The following is a 17,091-nucleotide window of genomic DNA, read 5'->3' as shown; positions in this document are numbered from 1 at the left end:
GCCACTACAAGATGCTCGTTCAACAACAAAAGATCCATTTTAGCGCGTTTTCGGGCTTATATGACCTGATCGTTCCTAAAGACAATCTTCTGCGGAAGATCAATGACCTGGTAGATTTTACCTTTATCTATGATGAACTGATCAGCAAATACAGCATTACTAACGGCCGGGCAGCAGAAAGCCCTGTACGGATGTTCAAGTATCTGTTGTTGAAAACGGTTTATACGGTTTCAGACGTTGATGTGGTTGAGCGTTCGCAGTATGATATGTCTTTCAAATATTTCCTTGATATGTCGCCTGAAGAAGAAGTTATTGATCCCAGTTCATTAACAAAGTTCAGAAAGCTGCGGCTAAAGGATAATGATCTGTTAAACCTGCTCATTGGTAAAACGGTCGCTATCGCTATTGAAAAAGGGGTCATCCGGTCCAGATCCATCATTGTTGATGCTACGCATTCCCTGTCACGGTCAAACCCATATTCAGCATTGGAAGTATTGCGGGAACGCTCGAAACTGCTCCGCAAAGCGGTATATGCTATCGATGAAGACATGAAGGCCGGTATGCCTGAAAAGAACACAGCCGACGAACTGGAAAAGGAACTGGCTTATTGCAGCGCGCTGGAAAAGCACATCGAAGCTGATCAAACGTTAAGCCAGATACCTGCGGTGAAGGAAAAGCTGAACCTGCTGAAGGAAACGGTAGCGGATACGCAGGATCATTATACATTATCTAAAGACAGGGATGCCAAAACAGGGCATAAATCAGCTGACAACTCATTCTTTGGTTACAAGACCCATCTGGCGATGACCGAAGAACGCATCATTACCGCTGCGGTAGTAACATCAGGTGAAAAAGGTGATGGGCCGGAACTTCCCAAGCTTCTGGAGATCAGTCAGAACAACGGCATTGAAGTAGAAAGGATCATCGGCGATTCGGCTTATTCAGGAAAAGAGAACCTTGCGTTAATGAACGGACAGGATATTAAGGTGGTAGCCAAACTAAACCCAACCATTACCCAGGGGTTTAGAAAAGAAGAAGATAAGTTCAATTATAACAAAGACGCTGATATGTTCGTTTGCCCTGCAGGGCATTTGTCCATACGAAAATCAAGACAGGGAAAAAAGAACGTTGGAACAAATCAGACAGACACGTATTACTTTGATGTTGAAAAATGCAAAATCTGCCCATTTAGGGAGGGTTGCTACAAACCTGGGGCAAAAACCAAGACCTATTCTGTAAGCATAAAGTCAGACCTGCACCAACAACAGATGGCTTTTCAGGAAACGACACAATATAAGGAAAGCATCAAACACAGGTATAAGATCGAAGCCAAAAACAGTGAACTAAAAAACGTTCATGGTTATGACCGGGCGATAGCTTATGGTATCGAAAACATGCAGATGCAGGGCGCATTGGCCATCTTTACTGTCAATCTGAAAAGGATCATCAAGCTGATCGCCTAAAAAACAATAAAAAGAGGTATTTAGCCGTTTTTTGCACTCCCCAAACTCCTATAGGCCCGTATTATCCACATTAAATCACCCACACAAAAGCAATCAGAACAAAAAAGCGACCAAGTAAAAGTTGCCTTTTCTCTTGATCGCTTTTCGTAATTCGTTTTATTGCACTACTTTTTCAGTGCCCTCTACCAACGTACGGGCCCTTTTTATTACAAACAAAAAAACCTATTTCAAAGTAACTTTTATGATATTGCTGATTTCCGGCAATGTGGTAAATGCGTTTGGATTCGGAACTGCCGCAATTGGCTGATCTTCTTTAAGCGGTGTACCGGCAAGGTTAAATTGCGTAAGGCCGGCGCCTGGGAATTGGTTGATCGCTGTTCCGTCATCAAATAATTTGATCGATCCGGAAATATCGCCTTTTTGGGTGGCATCAACACCATTATCTACTGATGAAAAGAACCAGTCATTGGAAAAGCCATACATAGTGGCAATAGCCAGACGGTCACCCTTACTGACACTTAGTTCCTGCGAAACAATACCTCCGGGAGTATTGCCTACCTGCGGCAGCAATACAGTGGTTGTAGGTGCTGGAAGCACATAAACCGCTTTTACGCCAGGAAAGGTTTTCAGATATGCGGCAAGAGTAGCTGCATTTCCCTGTTGTGCGATCAAGGTCAATCCTTTTCCACGATCTTTCTCACCGACTTTGTAGATCGGGTTTTCTATGCCATTGTATACTACAGCTAAAACAGGAGATAAAGGTGTAAATATGCCGGTGATCGATTTGACATAAGCACTCAGTGCCACGTTGTCGCCTGCCTCTGCGATATTTGTCAATCCATTTGCTGTCGGCTTGCCACTTTCATAAAGTGGGGTTGGGGCAAGTAAATTTCCGCCGACAATATACGAAACGCTCCAAACACCAGGGCTTAAGGGAGTTTCGTTGGTGGTGCCGCCACTCGTATTTTGCAAAGTCAGGGTGAATTGCGAATTTCCATTGTACTTCAAGGTAGCTTTGACCAGTTTACTTGCTTCTAAATAGGTGTTACCCTGCGCATCCGCTCCGGTTACTTCGGTAATGTTTTTGTTATCAGCGGTGCCCGGATGATTAACAGTTGCACCGGGTTTCTGATTGATCCGCGTGCCGTTATCCCATAACTTCACCTGTGCGGAAACGTCCCCTTCGATCGGGTTGCCATCGTTGTCATAAACTTTGATGCCCGGATTAGCAGGAGCAAAGAAAAGGTCATTGGACCAGCCGTACATGGTCGCGAAAGAAAGTGCTTCCCCTTTGGCAGCGGAAAATGTGATGGTTGTTGATTGTCCGGGAAAGATCAGCGCTGGAGTTCCGTTTCCCTGAAACGTTCCCGATTCAACTAGTGGTTGAGATTTCAGGACGTTTTCTACCATTAGGGTAGTGGATTGGGGGCTGTCACCATCCTTATTTTTATCGTCTTTTTTACAGGCCGCGAGGCTTACCGGAATGAGGGCCGCGAATACCCACGTCTTCATGTTTTTCAATTGATTCATGTTGTTATAATTTATCGGGTTGGTCGAATAGAAGACCCGCCCCTTACAACAATCATCCAAAAAAACAAACCGTGACTTTAAGATGACAATAAAGGATGAGCGGAGCAATTAGGTATTTTAAAGGTTCGCCCGACCAGGTTGCTAAGGTTGGTTTACTGTACATCTGCTCCCGTCATTTCGTATCCTGAGGAACATATCATCTGCAACCTCATGAAAAAGTATAAGTGGCTGGTACTGTCCATTAAATCGTGCAGGTGGTCCTGACCGACAGCTTGCGTAATAAAGTGGTGTAATTCGTCCTACAGGTGATTAATGGAGTAGCTTTTTATTAAATTACCCCGTGCTCTTCCAGCCATTCAAACGAGGCAAGTACTTCTTGTTCCGGAAATCTTTTTTTCTTGTCTGACCAATCGTAGAATAATTTGATTAAACTTTCCCACCGGACGTTGTTAATCTTCTTTAGTTCTAAATAGCAAGCAAAAATGGTTGTAGCCATTTCCGTATAGTCAGTACTTTTCTTCCTGAAGAGTTCGATAATGTATTGAATTTTATCATCCTCCTGTTTGAAGTAATTTTCATAATATTTCTTATACCCCTGCGCATTCTCTAAAGGAATATATTTGGAACGAGCGTAGTTTCCGTTTAACTCTCTTTCAACTGCAAACCATTTGTTTTTCTCAAATTCTCGGGCAATCGTATGCATAAACCGGTTGTCAAACGGCCCTGCCGCCTGCTTTTGATATCTGCCTTCCATGTGCATTTCTGCCGCATTCTCACATAGATAAACTAATTTTTGAAACTTGATTCTCCCGAGCGTTGGTTCCTGATTTAGCTTGGAGACAATCTCTGCAGCCAATACAACTCTTTTGAAGTAAAGTTTTTTTGGGTTAATTTCCGTCTCCTGTTCATAAGCCTCGACGGCTTCACGTTCATTTAACTCCGCTACAGATTTAGGCATTAAATAGCCTGCCAGCATTAGCCCTTTTTCAAAATCTTCCAGAGAGAATCTCATGTTTTCTTTATTGGTTGATTTCATTGATGGCATTTTTAATTTTCTCAATCGCTCGCTCCCGTATTTTGCGTACCGAGTCCCGTTTAATGTTAAGCTCCTCCGCTAATGAATCTATAACGTCATCCGGTAGGTATTTATGATGTCTTTTATATTCCAAGTCGGCCAAAATTATCTTTTGTTCTTTAATATTAAGCTTTTTAAATATAAAAATTGCCAGGTCCTTTCTCTCCTTCAATACTTTTGCATCTGTAGCAGAACAGTCCGTGCCACCAAGTATATCGTCAAAATAGGTCTTGTGAATTGTGCCCTTGTCCTCATTATGTTTATGGTAAGTGTTAAATAAGGTAGTGGATATTCTATTTAAGTAAGAAAGAATAGCTTTGCGTTCATCGACAAGTTTGATCCGATCTGTCTTAAATGATTTATATTTCTTCAGCCTTTCAAAGGTCTCGTGAGCAATCTGAATGCCTATGTGCGTATCCAGTTTTCGTCTTTCACATAAACGTTTACATTCATCCTGGACATCTTTCAAAAACCGATTAACAAATTGTTCATACAATAAGTGATCGTCGTCGCTCGAACATAGTAGCTCAAGCAATTTAATATCTGAGAGTTGATAAATTTCCGTTTGGGTTAACAAAAGTTTACAATTAAGATACCATGAAGCGTGACATATGGGATGTCACGCTTCATGGTAATTTCGGTGTACAATTTAAAATAATAATTTGAATATGATTAGCGAAGACAAGGAAAATTCGGGAATTGATAAAAAAGATGCGCCTTCAAATAACGCCGAAACAGGAAAAGAAAATAATGGGCATGGCAATGACAACAACGGCAATGACCCAAAGGGGGACAAAAAAATATCTATAACGGTTATCGTAAGCGGCACCGCTACCACAATAGAGGCTAACCCTAAACAAAAGATGCAAGTCATTGCCCAAAAGGCACTTGAACAGACCGGCAATACGGGAAGGCCACTGAGCGACTGGACTTTAAAAACCAGAGATGGTGCAATCTTAGATTTGAATAAAACTGTTGAGGATTATGGTCTAGTGGACGGGGCGCAATTGGTTATGAGCCTGGCAGCTGGAGTTGGCGGACAAAAATAATAATATGGCTGATCCACAGAGTATATCGCAAGCGATCAATAGCCGGCAAACTGTCGATCCTGAAGTATCCCGGGCGAAATTTGAAAGGGAATTGGGAAACTTTAAGCAAGTCGAAACCCATTACAGGGAACGGGGTATCATTTTACTCAGAGCTTCGTTCCCTGATATTCTTCTAGCTTTTACTGCTGCCCGGATGCGGCCCCTGATGACCGTTTTTGCAGTAAAGATAAATTTTACTAATTATGATTTGGAAGCGCCATCTGTGCAGTTTATAGATCCGCTAACGGAGGCGCCAGTAAAGCTTAATCAATTGGGAAGCTTTATGCCCAGAAAAGCTCCTGGTACAGGAACTGCGGGACAAACCCAGGCTGCACCCAACATTAGCTACCTGATTCAAGCTCATCAGCCTCATCAAATTCCATTTGTATGCCTGCCTGGCGTGAGGGAATACCATCATCACCCTTACCATTCAAATGACCCCTGGTTCAGCCATCGTAGAATGGGAGAAGGGACGCTCGGATTTTTGATCGACCAATTACATCAGTATGGCACGCATCCAATCAATGGATACTGTCCCCAAAGCTTCAATGTGCAGCAACCCGCTCCCGGTGTGGTGCAGGTACAATCACAAGGATTAATATTTACTATTGACATAGCCAGTGTTCCATTATGACAAAGTCAGGATTCCTAGACATTGAAAAGGTGCGGCTTCCCCGAAGCTGCGCCCAAGTGGCCATTAATTGGCTTTATAAAGCAGGGACCCGCCGGGTAGAAGGAGTAGCGCTTTTTGCTGGCGTCCGCGAGGGTAATATATTTAACATTCAACGTACAATTATACCCGAGCAAAAAGCAGGAAATGTCGAAGGCGGTCTTATTTATGTGGTTGAGGGTGACGAATTACACCGTATTGGATTGGAGCTCTTTGATAACGGTTTGCAATTATTTGCACAAATACACAGTCATCCCGGAGCGGCCTACCATTCGGACACAGACGATGCCTATCCTATTGTTACAATAGTCGGCGGCATTTCAATAGTCGTACCGAACTTTGCCCGTGGCGGTGTAAATCTTAAGGAATGGGCCATTTACCAACTGTTGCCGAAAACAGGGTGGACTGAAATGGCGCAACGTGAAAAAGAAAATTATTTTGAAATTATCGAAGACCTCCCGGAGCAAAAAAATGCTCTCAAATGGTATAAATTCTGGTTATGGCTTTAGCAAACTTTTTTGATAAATCCGCCTTGGCGGCGTCACAAATATTACAGGGATACGACAGGACCGAATTTGAAAACAGGTTATTGACATCCGCTATCGAAGTTACATTTGACGGAAATGCTGTAAAAAGCGGCGAGGGAATAGCAACACTGGAATTGACGATAAGAATATTGGCGCGGCTGTACCCGAAAATTGTGTTCACAGAGTTGGAACCTGATACTGCAGATTACAAACATCGGTTAATAGCACTGGCGCAAGCCATCAATCCTGAAATTGAACTTGAAGCCGAGGCCTTTGTGGCCACGATAGCGGTAGGAAACACTCCTATTACGAGAACAACTCCTGTTTTTTACATTGGTTCGGATGGATGGAATGTTCGGTTCTCACCAGTTGCACCAGTCGGCTCAGCCGACTCATTAAATCCTTTTGCTGCCGGCGCGGCAGCCTGCTTCGGCGCAGCTAATGTTTTTAGACATGTCTTTGCGGACCAATTGCAAAATGCCCAACTCGATACAGCATTTAATTTGTCCCTGGTTGATTTTGAAAAGAAAAATGATTCCGGCGAAACCTCAAGCAATGACATCGGCGACGCGGCCCTTGCCCTGCCTGAAACAATTTTAGTTGGTTTGGGGGCAGTAGGTAATGGCGCTGTATGGGCGCTTTCCAAAATACCCTTACTGGAAGGAACAGTTCATTTAATTGATCCGGAGAAGATAGATTTATCTAATTTACAGCGTTATATTATGGCGCTACAGAATGATAAGGATCGGTGTAAAACGGAACTTGCAGCGGATTATCTGAAAGAGACCACGCTGAATATTGTCCCCCATTTTGGCGACTGGTCATCTTTTTTAGCTGATCGGAATAATTGGCATATGGATACGGTATTAATTGCGGTGGATAATGCACCTGACAGAATAAACATACAAGGTTCGTTGCCAAAATACATTCTCAATGCTTGGACTCAACCAACCGATTTGGGAATCTCGCGCCATTTTGATTTTTTGAAAGACGCCTGCCTGGCTTGCCTTTATCCCCCAAAATCAGGGTCAAAATCGGAATCCGTACTGATCGCGGAGTCTTTCGGACTCTTGCAAGAGGAGGTTACTATAAGGGAAATGTTGTATAATAATGCCGCAATAGACGAGATCTGGCTTGCAAAGATCGCTGCAGGCAAATCTGTCCCTATCGATCTGTTAACTCCATATGTAGGCAGGCCAATCAGAGAATTTTATCATGCCGTTTTTTGTGGTGGGGTTTTAATAGGTCATGAGAGCAACAGCCAGGTGGAGACGCCTATGGCTTTTCAATCAGCCCTTGCAGGAATCTTACTTGCCTCAGAGTTGATAATTAAAAGCGCGGATATCCGAACAGAGCCAATGGTTTCAATGACGCGGATCAACCTATTGAAACCTTTAAGTGATTACCTAAATGAAGCCGTATTAAAGCCACAGGATAGGACTTGTATATGTTGCGATGACGACTTTAAAGATCAATATTACAGAAAATACGCCGGGGATATTTAAAACAATCATTGGGATTCAGCGGCATGAACAATCTCCTTTCCGGCGCTACCTTCAAATATAGATTTTTAATGAGTACGAAACATTGCGATGCAAGATCAAAACTTGTTTGTGCCTTCCAGTGAATAATATGTAAGATTATAAAACAATGAATAATTTATAATCTTACACAGTATTTTATTGGCAAGGATTGTTAATAGATGCCCGGCAGTGACCAGGCATTCGTTTTTGGCCTTAATAGTGGACAATCCGGATTCCGTCAATTCTGGTGGTGACCGAAGCCGTTTTACTATGGTAGATCCGAAGCCAGTTTAATGCGGTTATGTCTGGTATTCCGCCGGTTGTTCCGGCTGAAGCAAATGTCTTGGAAATAAAGTTCCAGCCATTTACTAAAGGACCTATGTTCCAGTTATATTCATTAATGTCAGCATTCCCGCCACTGCCTAATTCGATCTGGTTGGAAGAACTGAGTTTGCTAACGTCCGATACGTAATACCAAAATTGTATAGCGCCTCCGTTGGCGGTGGTTGCTCCCGGATTGAATGCCGTAAAATGTTTCTGAAACTCCAGTGTACCCGATCCAAGGGATTGCAGGGCTGCATTTCCTTCTTTCTTATCTGTAGTATTTAACGTAAGCGTGTTTTGTGAGGTCCAGTTTGTTGCAGCATCGCAATTATCCACTATGTACGGTGATGGTGTAGTACCGCCTGTCAGGAAGGAAGACAGGATCGGCGCAAGCTTATTAGCCGCTTTTATCTGGCCGGCGTCGCTCGGGTGTACATCGTTACTATTACGGTAATCCGGACTGTTGGGTGTCAGCCAGCCATTGGTATCAATGAAATAGACATTATCATCACCTGCCGCAATTCGGGAATTCACAGCAGCTTGAGTAGGTGCGGCACGTCCGCCCAGAAACGTCCGCAGGGCAAAGATGTGCGCATTTGGAAATTTTGTCCTGATTTCGGCTAATAAGGTAGCGTAGTGACTTTGGAAAAGACTGTCCGGCTCAGCTGAGCTGCCGTCATTCTGTCCCAGGTTGATCACCACGATCTTTGCGGAATAGTTACTAAAATCCCAGTTCGGCGACGAAGGAAACGCCAGAGATTGCGTTTTGAAGTATTGCATATCCATACCGGTCTTGTCGGCATTAACGCCGTACCCGGTTACCAAAGCAATTCCGGGGTAGGCGATCTGGGTATGTTCCGCGCCGAGTTGTTCAGCCGCGATCCACGCATAATCGGAAACTTCGGCCATGGTGTTAAAGTAGCCGGCAGTGATGGAGTCTCCAATATATTCGATCAGGTCAACACCCACTGCAGGAGCGCTTGTGGATGCCCCGGGGTCGAGCACGAGGCCCTGGAAGGTAAAAACATAACTGTAATCTTTTCCCTGCGCCACGATCAGGGAGTGGGGACCTGCAGATAACGGAGATGGCGTCAAGTCCACCGTACCGCTTACCCCGGCTTTGATCACCCACGGGCCATTATCTATCCGGTAATAATAATTCGTGACCGTCGTACCAACCTTGATCTTTACAGTTGTACCGGTAAATTGAGTTTTGAGATAAGCGCCGCCCCAGGCACTGTTATACTGAAGCGAATTGGATTTATCCCAACGCCCGAAATAAAGGATATTCGGATCATCAGGGCTTCCTGGCAAGACTGTTGCAATGGCGTTGGTTTTTAAATGGGAACTTAATGAGTGTTCAGCATGGCCGGCTGGTTCCGCTGTTTCATTTTTCTTACATCCGGTAAACAGGCCGGAAAGGAACAAAAGTCCGCATAGTAGGGTTGTCTTCATGATTTAAGGTGGTTAAGTACATAATTTGTTTATCGCAGCGATATGCTGGAAGACGAAACTACCGGGCAACATTAACCAATACTTAACCCTGCCTTAACCGCCTATACCAATATGAAATATTGCTTGTAAGGAAGACAAACTTGCAAAAATACAATACCCGTTTTAAGGTAACTATGTTACATTATTCAGGAATGACCTCCCATCTGAATGGCCTGGTTATGTCAGCGGTCATTTCCGGTATTCCTGCATCATTGATCACCCATACGCTTTTCCGGTCATAGGAAAACATTCTGCAGCCCTTTCCATCCCATTCAAGCCGCCACCGCAATTCGGCTGCATCAACCTGGTCTTTTTTAACTTGTAGGGTTCCCCCATTTGACTGGCTTAGATATTTACCGCTTTTTGCGTTTTTTAATAAATAAAAACCCCGGGTGTCATACCGGATCTCCCATTCCGCAGCCGTTGTTTCAATCGTCAAATCAAACCCTGTCGAACTATCTTTAAGGAAATTTCCTGTACCTCCCTTTTTTAAGAGATAACGGCGTTTATCATCAAATGGCGATACCGGCAGCTCCGGCGACACGGGCCGACCGTTTTTGAGCAGCTGGGCACCTTTGGCGGTTAAGCGCAGATAAAAGTCCGATGTTGCCCCATCATAGGTAAAGAAGTTCGCCTGGACCGGGGGATGCAGATCGATCTTCATAATCTGTGTTCCTTCATTGATCTCGTCAAACATTGCCACAAAGCCACTCTTCAGCCCGAGGTGCGAGGCTTTGATGTATTGTTCCCAAAGATAATTGCCCATTCGCCGCGGTACCGTCTGGGGCGTACCTGCCGGCGGCGGCGGTCCCGCTATATGGGTTCCGGAATTAAATACCGGCATGAAAAGCACATTGTTTTCCCGGCATTTTTGAATATCCCCTTCCCATAAAGTCGTATTTTGAATATCATATCCGGTCTTCGGGTCCCTGATCCGCCTGCCGACACTCCACGGTTGAAGTCCTTGCATCCGCATCAACATGGCCTGAAACGCGGGAGTTCCTTCCGCCCTCCAGTTGGGGTCAACTCCGGCTACCAGAGTTGCCTGGTACTTACCGGGACCTAACAGGAAATCAATGACCGGGTTCATGTAATCCGGCTGAGATGCCGGTCTGTTTGGAAAAAATCCCCAGATCAGCAAAACTGGGTTTCCATTTTCATGTAGGTACCTGTTATCTGTAGTTACTCCTCCGTCAACCATTTTTTTCCATTGGTTGACAATAATATCAAATACCTGCTGCCTGGTTAGGTTGGTGCTGATCCCGCTCATGTCCCACATGAATGCCCAGGTACGGCCGGTCGCACGGGCTGCCTTTTGTACATTTCGCATGACCGTAAGTACTGCCGAGCTATCGGATTGTGCCCGCCCGCCCGGAAAATGACCACAAAACTCAGAAAGCCAGATACCATCCAGCTTATATTTTTTCATCCATCGGAAATGGCGCAGCACTGTTTGGTAATTCTGGGCACTGTACAGATATGCTTGTTTGCCGTCCCCATAGCTAAACCCCGGAACAGGGTATTTCTCCTCAGCGGATAGTTCGCTCATATCCGGCCAGGTATCAAAAGCCAATTTCTCAGGCAGTGGTCGTCCGTTAAAAAGATGCGCCCAACCCAGGTTGCCATGTGCATCACCAGGTGTCCGGAACCACCCCTGGTAACCGGCAAGAACCTTATCTTTCATTGTGGTGGCATCAACTGTCTGGGCAATTAACCCGGTAGGATACAATAGGGTAAGTAAAATGCAGCCGCCAAGTAATCTGACGGGGTGTTTGATGATTGAGCGTTTTTTCATGGTCTTGATGTTTTGGCGGAACCGAATTTCTTATTAGGGTGACTGTCCATTATTATCTGCAAGTGGCCACCCTTCATCAGGTCCGCATGCGTCAGGTAGGATTTCGAATAAGGCTTCCCGTTAAATAATATATTTTTGATGAAAATATTTCCAGGTTTATTGTTTCGCGCAGTGATGGTAAAATCTTTTTCTGAAAGATGCAAAGTCGCCTTTTTTATCAGCGGGCTGCCGATCGCATACCGCAGGGAAGCCGGGTAAACCGGATATAGGCCCATAGCTGAAAAAACATACCAGGCCGACATCTGGCCGCAATCTTCGTTCCCGATAATCCCGTCCGGCGAATCCTTGTACATGGTTTCCATTATAAACCGGACTTTTTCAGCTGTTTTCCACTGCTGGCCGACGTAATTATATAAATAAGCGATATGATGACTGGGCTCGTTTCCATGTGCATATTGTCCGATTAATCCCGTCAGGTCGGCTAAGGGGCCTTCTTCCCCGGACTTTAGCTGAAAGAATTCGTCAAGTCGTCTGGTGAAGCGCTGCTCACCGCCTTGTTGCCTGATTAGCCCCGGGATGTCCTGTGGCGCCAGCCACAGGTATTGCCAGGCATTGCCCTCAGCATAAGGGTTGTTTTTACTGGCGAGGGGGTTAAAGTCCTTTATCCAACTGCCGTCAGCCATTTTTCCTTTGAAAAATCCATCTGTCGGATCATAATATAAATGGTAGTTCTCTGATCGTTGTTTATAATACAGGTAGTCATCCATTTTCCCCATTCCTTTTGCCATCAACGCAATACTGCCGTCACCGATTGCATATTCCATAGCTTTCGCCACAGACCGGCTCTCCTTTTCCACAGGGATAGCCCGGAAATTTTTCACGTAAGCCATGCCAAGGGTATCCATGCGGGAAGTGACCTGCAGTGCTTGGTACGCTTTATCGGCATCGAACCCTTTTATTCCCTTTAAATAAGCTTCTGCGATGATCTGGCGACTCGCGATCCCTACCATTGTACCCGTTTCATTTGCCATCAGATGCCAGAGCGGCAACCTCCCCTGTTGATTGGCGATATCGACCAGGGTATTGACCATATCCGCAGTACGTTTTGGCTGAGTAAGAACAAGAAGCGGATTTTCGGCCCGGTAAGTATCCCACGTTGAAAATGCCGTATAAACATCATGTTCGGCATGGTAGATTTTTTTGTCAGCCCCCCGGTAATCGCCGTTATGATCGTTGAACAGCGCGGGGTCGATCATGGTGTGGTACAGGGCAGTATAAAAAACCTTCTGCTGTGCAGTTGTCTGCAAGGTAACTTCTACTTTCCCCAGCTCATGGTTCCATTTCTGTTCAGCTGTTTTAACAATACCTTCAAAATCCCAACCCGGGATTTCGGCTTTAATATTCGCCAGGGCATTCTCGCTGCTCACCGGAGAGATGCCAACTTTAAGTCTAAGGTCCGCAGGCGCCTTATCAAAACTCAATAAGCCTTTGATAAATCTACCCTTACCGGCCGTTCCATCCAACTTTTGCTTATCATCAAAGACCTCCAGTTTCGACCAGGGTTCAGAACTTACCAGTGCAAAAAACAGCATTTGATTTTTTGCCCAGCCTTTGGAAAACCGATAACCCACCAAGGTGGTCGCGCTGAGCTGCCTGACAAAAGTTTCCGTACTACTGTCATTGATACCCTCCTTCAGATCAATGATCACATGTGCTTCTTTACCCTTCGGAAAACGGTAGCGATGAAATCCCACCCGTTCCGTTGCGGTTAGTTCCACATCGATGTTAGAATCATCCAGCTTTACAGCATAGTATCCGGGCCTGGCCTTTTCATTCCTGTGCCTGTAGTGCGCTGCGTAACCGCTCCCTGGAACGGTTTCCAGACCTTTATCAGTTTTTATTGAACCGGTATAAGGCATGAGCAAAACATCTGACAGGTCACCGATGCCGGTTCCGCTTAAATGGGTATGGGAAAAGCCGATCAGCACGCTGTCTCCATAATTGTACCCGGAACACCAGTCCCAGCCTTTATAAAAATTCTCCGGCCCCAGCTGGACTGCACCAAATGGTACGCTGGCGCCAACGAAAACGTGTCCATGACCGCCCGAACCGATATAGGGATCAACATAAGACGTATAAGATTTTAATGATTGCTGCCCACTGGCAAAATTCGACAAACCGAAAATTACCCCGCAGGTGGCCACCATTAATTTTAGATTAAATTTAATTGATCTCATTTTATTCATTTACATCAGGGTTTTTCAATAGCCGATTGCAATGTATTGATGAAATCCGGCTGATTGCTCAAAAGTTTTCCTGAAAACTGCCAATCCGCTTGTGTTTGAACCAGTTTGATAAGCAGATGATTCCAGCCCTGACGCAATTTCAAAGGCGATGAATGTGATTTTACCGGGAGCCGGCTTCCCTTGACCACATTTTGAAGAACGACTGCTCCATTCAACCAGATTTGCGTGATGCCGTTAGTGTTTACTTCCAGGTTGACAGTCGGCAGGTTAGGTTCCAGTAACAGGTCTTCCAGTGAGCGTGGGCTGTCTATCCAGCAGCTCAGGTAAATAACATTGGTTTGGGATCCGGCGGGAGAGCCACCAAAAGTGAACCGGCCCTGGGCATTATAGACCGGCGCCCATTTTCCATTACCTATCGCTGCACCATTTTTCAACACGGCCGCCTTATTAAAATCAACGAGGTTTTTGCTAACGGCTTCACCGGTATTTGCAGCCTCTAATATATCCGAACGCAGGACATGAACCAGCGCTCCTTCCTTTAAAGCGCCGGCAGCGGCATTCTCCTGATTTAAAGGAAGTCCCAGATTGCCCAATATTTTCCGGATTGCAAGCTGGACCTTCAGTAGTCGTGAATCGGTTGGAAAAGTAGTGATCAGCCACTCACCCTGTCCCGACTGCCGGCTTAGCAGTACGAGCCCTTCCGGTTTTTTCTCCCGTTCAGAACGCAGGATCATAGCAGTTTTAGCATATTCCGGCTGCTTATTCCATTTTAGCCAGTCGGTATTACAATCTTCGAGGATAACCTTTGCGCCCTGAACCAGTGGCCCGCCTATGCCATTGACAATCAGCTCTGCCGGACTTTGTTCCGAAAAATAAAAATCGGCGTGCCCCATGCCCGCAACCGCAGTATGAGTGTTTCTGATAAGCAGGGAAGAGGCACTGCGTGGCACCAACGTCATCGGTGCCGGAAGCAACATGTTTAGCTTTGAAAGGCTTTTTGGGTCACCTCCCCATACCAGGATCTTTCCTCCCTGCTTTAGGATCCTCCTGACCTCATTCAGTATTTTTTTACCTGGCGGATTCAGTCCGTCAATTATTAGGAGGTCTTCTTTACCGTTGGCTTGTTGCCCTGTCAGCAGCCCGACGGTAGCTAATTGCTCCGCTAAAATACTTCCCTCACCGCCCATTACACGAAATGTCTTGCTGCGATCCGGCGCCTGAGTGACCTGCTTTAATACTTCCACCTTAGCCCATCTGGAAGGTCCGGGCTTGTCCGCTGAAGCATCCCGAATGGCTTCAAAAAGCGGCCAGGTTCTATACAAGGGGAGCCCGGGATCATAACCAGGATTCAAGGTCGTCGCATAAGGCCCTAAGCGTTCCGGCTGGACACCTTCTACGCCTTCACGATAATTTGAAAAAAATACGCCATCCCCGGGTTGCGGAACTCCGGTGGTGTCGTGCATACCCAGCGCTAATGGCTGTAAACCATACCAGACGAGATTGAACACACTCCGGTATGCAGCCTTTCTTTCACGCTGCGCTGCCAGCGACTGATAGGATGAAACGGCTACTCCTTCCATTCGACCAAGAAAAGATTCATAGGCCCGGCCGCCATTCGTTCCCGCAACCTGTTCAGGAGTACCGTAGTATGCATTTCCGGCCTCTCCTACGCCCCAGGGTTTTGAACTTTTAAGCCCCCGGTCCATCGCATTAAATCCTCCGTAATGGACAATATAAACCGGCAAACGACCCTCCCCATCATCTTCCCCATCCGCAGATATCCATGGTCTCGATGGGTCGAGTTTCCGGCAGGTATCCGCCCAAACACTATAGTGCCTGATCAGTTCGTCCCGCATGCCCGGAGGGTCGTGCATAACGCCACGCACCACAGGCATGATCTCATTCGAAATACTCCACCCGAAGATGGAAGGATGATTCCGGTCACGGAGGACGAGCCCGGCCATATGGTCCTCACTGTCCTTCCAATAAGCCGGATCATCAAGCTTCGGCCCGCCGTCACTTGCCCACATGGCCGACTCATCCAGCACCATCACGCCCATCTCGTCGGCCATGTCGAGATAAAAGCTTGGATACGGCTCCGCATGAAGCCGTACGGCATTCAGGTTTGCAGCTTTCAGTGCCTTAAACCAGGCCCATGCATACCGCCGGGTCATTTGGGGGATACCCATGAAATGCCATGAATCGCCTTTTAACACCATAGGCGATCCGTTCAGCAGGAAATCTTTTCCCGAGAGTTTGGTTTCCCGCCAGCCGAACCTGGTGAATTTCTGATCGACAGCCTTACCGTTTTGGGTGATTTTGACAATAAGGCCGTAAAGATTTGGGGTAGCCGGTGACCATAATCGCAGCTGCCCGGCTACCGGAGCCTCCAGCTCTGCGATAATTTCCGAATAGGCAGGTACGACGACTTCTTTAACCGGCAGCGAAAGGGCAACTTCCCTTTCAAGGATACCATGAGGAACGGGTCCTTCCAGTACATTGTCAGGAGCCAGGTTATGCCATTCATATACATTGCCTCCGACTTTAAAACGGGATGGTTTATCGCTGTTATTCCGGACCGTTACTCTTGCCGATAATTTACCTTCACCGACCTTCGGCCAGATATAAACCTCTTTTACATCAACCATCGGCGTGGCGACTATCTCGACATCCTGCCAGATGCCGGCAATGTGTTGCCCCCAGAACGATCCGGCCTGGTAAGTCCGTCTGCCATGTTCGCCCCGGTGATCGAACAGCGAAGATTTACGGATACCTACTGTAATTTCGTTCTCTCCGCCATAGTTGAGGTCTTTTGAAATATCCAGATCAAACGGAAGAAAGATCTCAAAATGGTGTCCGACCGGTTTGCCATTAACCAGGATTTCGGCATCTCCGGCCACTGCCTCAAAATGTAGTGTCACCTGCTTGCCCTTCCAATTACGCGGCACCTGGAATTTTCGGTATAGCCAGCCCATCTTGACACCTTCCCAGGTTTTAGGGTATGATGGAAAGGTCACGAAATCGCCTGCCTGCCCGTTCTTGTCTGCAAAGCTGTTGACATTCCAGGGCGAGGGAATACGTATCGGAGTTTTATCCAGCCGATCCGCTGTAAAAGCGGGAAGCTCCGGTGCCGGATCTACACCCTCTTTAAAACCTGCGGGTAATTGTACGGGTGCAAATCTCCAGGTTCCGTTCAGGCTGATATTGTCCCGGAAAGGTTTTTCTGCGGTATTCAAAAACTGTGAGGTTGGTGCAAACGGGGCTGTAAATTGCACCTTCTGCTGTCCATAAGAAAGGCAGCCCCATAGGAGAAAGCTGCCTGAGAGCAAATATTTTAATCCTTTCATAGGTTTTAT

Annotated in this window: 12 protein-coding genes; 5 read left to right on the top strand and 7 right to left on the bottom strand. The window is 46.1% G+C overall.

Going from position 1 to position 17,091, the window contains the following annotated elements:
* Positions 1-11: 11 nt before the first annotated feature.
* On the top strand, positions 12-1,463 hold the full coding sequence (locus tag SNE25_RS04400) for an IS1182 family transposase (RefSeq protein WP_321563730.1): 1,452 nt from the start codon (positions 12-14) through the stop codon (positions 1,461-1,463).
* A 222-nt stretch (positions 1,464-1,685) separates the two neighbouring features.
* On the opposite strand, the gene SNE25_RS04395 is transcribed toward SNE25_RS04400, so the two are convergent.
* The 3 genes from SNE25_RS04395 to SNE25_RS04385 all read right to left on the bottom strand — a co-directional run bounded on the left by SNE25_RS04395 (position 1,686) and on the right by SNE25_RS04385 (position 4,645).
* On the bottom strand, positions 1,686-2,975 hold the full coding sequence (locus SNE25_RS04395) for a spondin domain-containing protein (protein ID WP_321563875.1): 1,290 nt from the start codon (positions 2,973-2,975) through the stop codon (positions 1,686-1,688).
* Between the two features lie 346 nt (positions 2,976-3,321).
* Entirely contained in the window at positions 3,322-4,029 is a 708-nt protein-coding gene (locus tag SNE25_RS04390) for a hypothetical protein (RefSeq protein WP_321563874.1), read from the bottom strand.
* Positions 4,013-4,645 (bottom strand): V-type ATP synthase subunit I domain-containing protein, encoded by a 633-nt coding sequence (locus tag SNE25_RS04385; RefSeq protein WP_321563873.1) that lies wholly within the window; start codon positions 4,643-4,645, stop codon positions 4,013-4,015. Before SNE25_RS04385 ends, SNE25_RS04390 begins: the two co-directional genes overlap by 17 nt.
* 91 nt (positions 4,646-4,736) lie before the next feature.
* Between SNE25_RS04385 and SNE25_RS04380 the strand changes: the two genes are divergently transcribed.
* From SNE25_RS04380 to SNE25_RS04365, 4 genes are read left to right on the top strand one after another with little or no spacing between them, the layout of a single operon-like run.
* Positions 4,737-5,117, top strand: coding sequence for a DUF2604 domain-containing protein (locus tag SNE25_RS04380; RefSeq protein WP_321563872.1), 381 nt, complete (start codon positions 4,737-4,739; stop codon positions 5,115-5,117).
* 4 nt (positions 5,118-5,121) lie between these two features.
* Positions 5,122-5,790: a putative metal-binding protein gene (locus SNE25_RS04375; RefSeq protein WP_321563871.1), complete on the top strand. Its 669-nt coding sequence runs from the start codon at positions 5,122-5,124 to the stop codon at positions 5,788-5,790.
* The gene (locus SNE25_RS04370) at positions 5,787-6,335 is read left to right on the top strand and encodes a hypothetical protein (protein ID WP_321563870.1); all 549 of its coding nucleotides are present in this window, start codon (positions 5,787-5,789) and stop codon (positions 6,333-6,335) included. The genes SNE25_RS04375 and SNE25_RS04370 overlap by 4 nt, the downstream gene beginning before the upstream one ends.
* A complete protein-coding gene (locus SNE25_RS04365) occupies positions 6,326-7,858 on the top strand; it encodes an E2 ligase fold family C protein (protein WP_321563869.1) in 1,533 nt (510 codons plus the stop codon). Before SNE25_RS04370 ends, SNE25_RS04365 begins: the two co-directional genes overlap by 10 nt.
* Positions 7,859-8,089: 231 nt before the next feature.
* On the opposite strand, the gene SNE25_RS04360 is transcribed toward SNE25_RS04365, so the two are convergent.
* From SNE25_RS04360 to SNE25_RS04345, 4 genes are all read right to left on the bottom strand, one after another.
* A complete protein-coding gene (locus SNE25_RS04360; RefSeq protein ID WP_321563868.1) occupies positions 8,090-9,655 on the bottom strand; it encodes an SGNH/GDSL hydrolase family protein in 1,566 nt (521 codons plus the stop codon).
* A 181-nt stretch (positions 9,656-9,836) separates the two neighbouring features.
* Complete coding sequence (locus SNE25_RS04355) at positions 9,837-11,489, bottom strand: hypothetical protein (protein ID WP_321563867.1); 1,653 nt, start codon at positions 11,487-11,489, stop codon at positions 9,837-9,839.
* Positions 11,486-13,726, bottom strand: coding sequence for a GH92 family glycosyl hydrolase (locus SNE25_RS04350; protein WP_321563866.1), 2,241 nt, complete (start codon positions 13,724-13,726; stop codon positions 11,486-11,488). The genes SNE25_RS04355 and SNE25_RS04350 overlap by 4 nt, the downstream gene beginning before the upstream one ends.
* A gap of 14 nt (positions 13,727-13,740) precedes the next feature.
* Positions 13,741-17,082 (bottom strand): glycoside hydrolase family 2 protein, encoded by a 3,342-nt coding sequence (locus SNE25_RS04345; protein ID WP_321563865.1) that lies wholly within the window; start codon positions 17,080-17,082, stop codon positions 13,741-13,743.
* Positions 17,083-17,091: the final 9 nt, after the last annotated feature.

The organism is Mucilaginibacter sabulilitoris (genome assembly GCF_034262375.1).
Taxonomy (GTDB): domain Bacteria; phylum Bacteroidota; class Bacteroidia; order Sphingobacteriales; family Sphingobacteriaceae; genus Mucilaginibacter; species Mucilaginibacter sabulilitoris.
Note: the sequence above shows the minus strand (reverse complement) of the source record. Positions and strands in the feature narration are given on the sequence as shown.

Excerpts from the sequence above, each read along its gene's own strand:
- SNE25_RS04400 (WP_321563730.1), top strand. The coding sequence starts at position 12 with ATGCTCGTTCAACAACAAAAGATCCATTTTAGCGCGTTTTCGGGCTTA.
- SNE25_RS04395 (WP_321563875.1), bottom strand. The coding sequence starts at position 2,975 with ATGAAGACGTGGGTATTCGCGGCCCTCATTCCGGTAAGCCTCGCGGCC.
- SNE25_RS04390 (WP_321563874.1), bottom strand. The coding sequence starts at position 4,029 with ATGAAATCAACCAATAAAGAAAACATGAGATTCTCTCTGGAAGATTTT.
- SNE25_RS04380 (WP_321563872.1), top strand. The coding sequence starts at position 4,737 with ATGATTAGCGAAGACAAGGAAAATTCGGGAATTGATAAAAAAGATGCG.
- SNE25_RS04375 (WP_321563871.1), top strand. The coding sequence starts at position 5,122 with ATGGCTGATCCACAGAGTATATCGCAAGCGATCAATAGCCGGCAAACT.
- SNE25_RS04370 (WP_321563870.1), top strand. The coding sequence starts at position 5,787 with ATGACAAAGTCAGGATTCCTAGACATTGAAAAGGTGCGGCTTCCCCGA.
- SNE25_RS04365 (WP_321563869.1), top strand. The coding sequence starts at position 6,326 with ATGGCTTTAGCAAACTTTTTTGATAAATCCGCCTTGGCGGCGTCACAA.
- SNE25_RS04360 (WP_321563868.1), bottom strand. The coding sequence starts at position 9,655 with ATGAAGACAACCCTACTATGCGGACTTTTGTTCCTTTCCGGCCTGTTT.
- SNE25_RS04355 (WP_321563867.1), bottom strand. The coding sequence starts at position 11,489 with ATGAAAAAACGCTCAATCATCAAACACCCCGTCAGATTACTTGGCGGC.
- SNE25_RS04350 (WP_321563866.1), bottom strand. The coding sequence starts at position 13,726 with ATGAGATCAATTAAATTTAATCTAAAATTAATGGTGGCCACCTGCGGG.
- SNE25_RS04345 (WP_321563865.1), bottom strand. The coding sequence starts at position 17,082 with ATGAAAGGATTAAAATATTTGCTCTCAGGCAGCTTTCTCCTATGGGGC.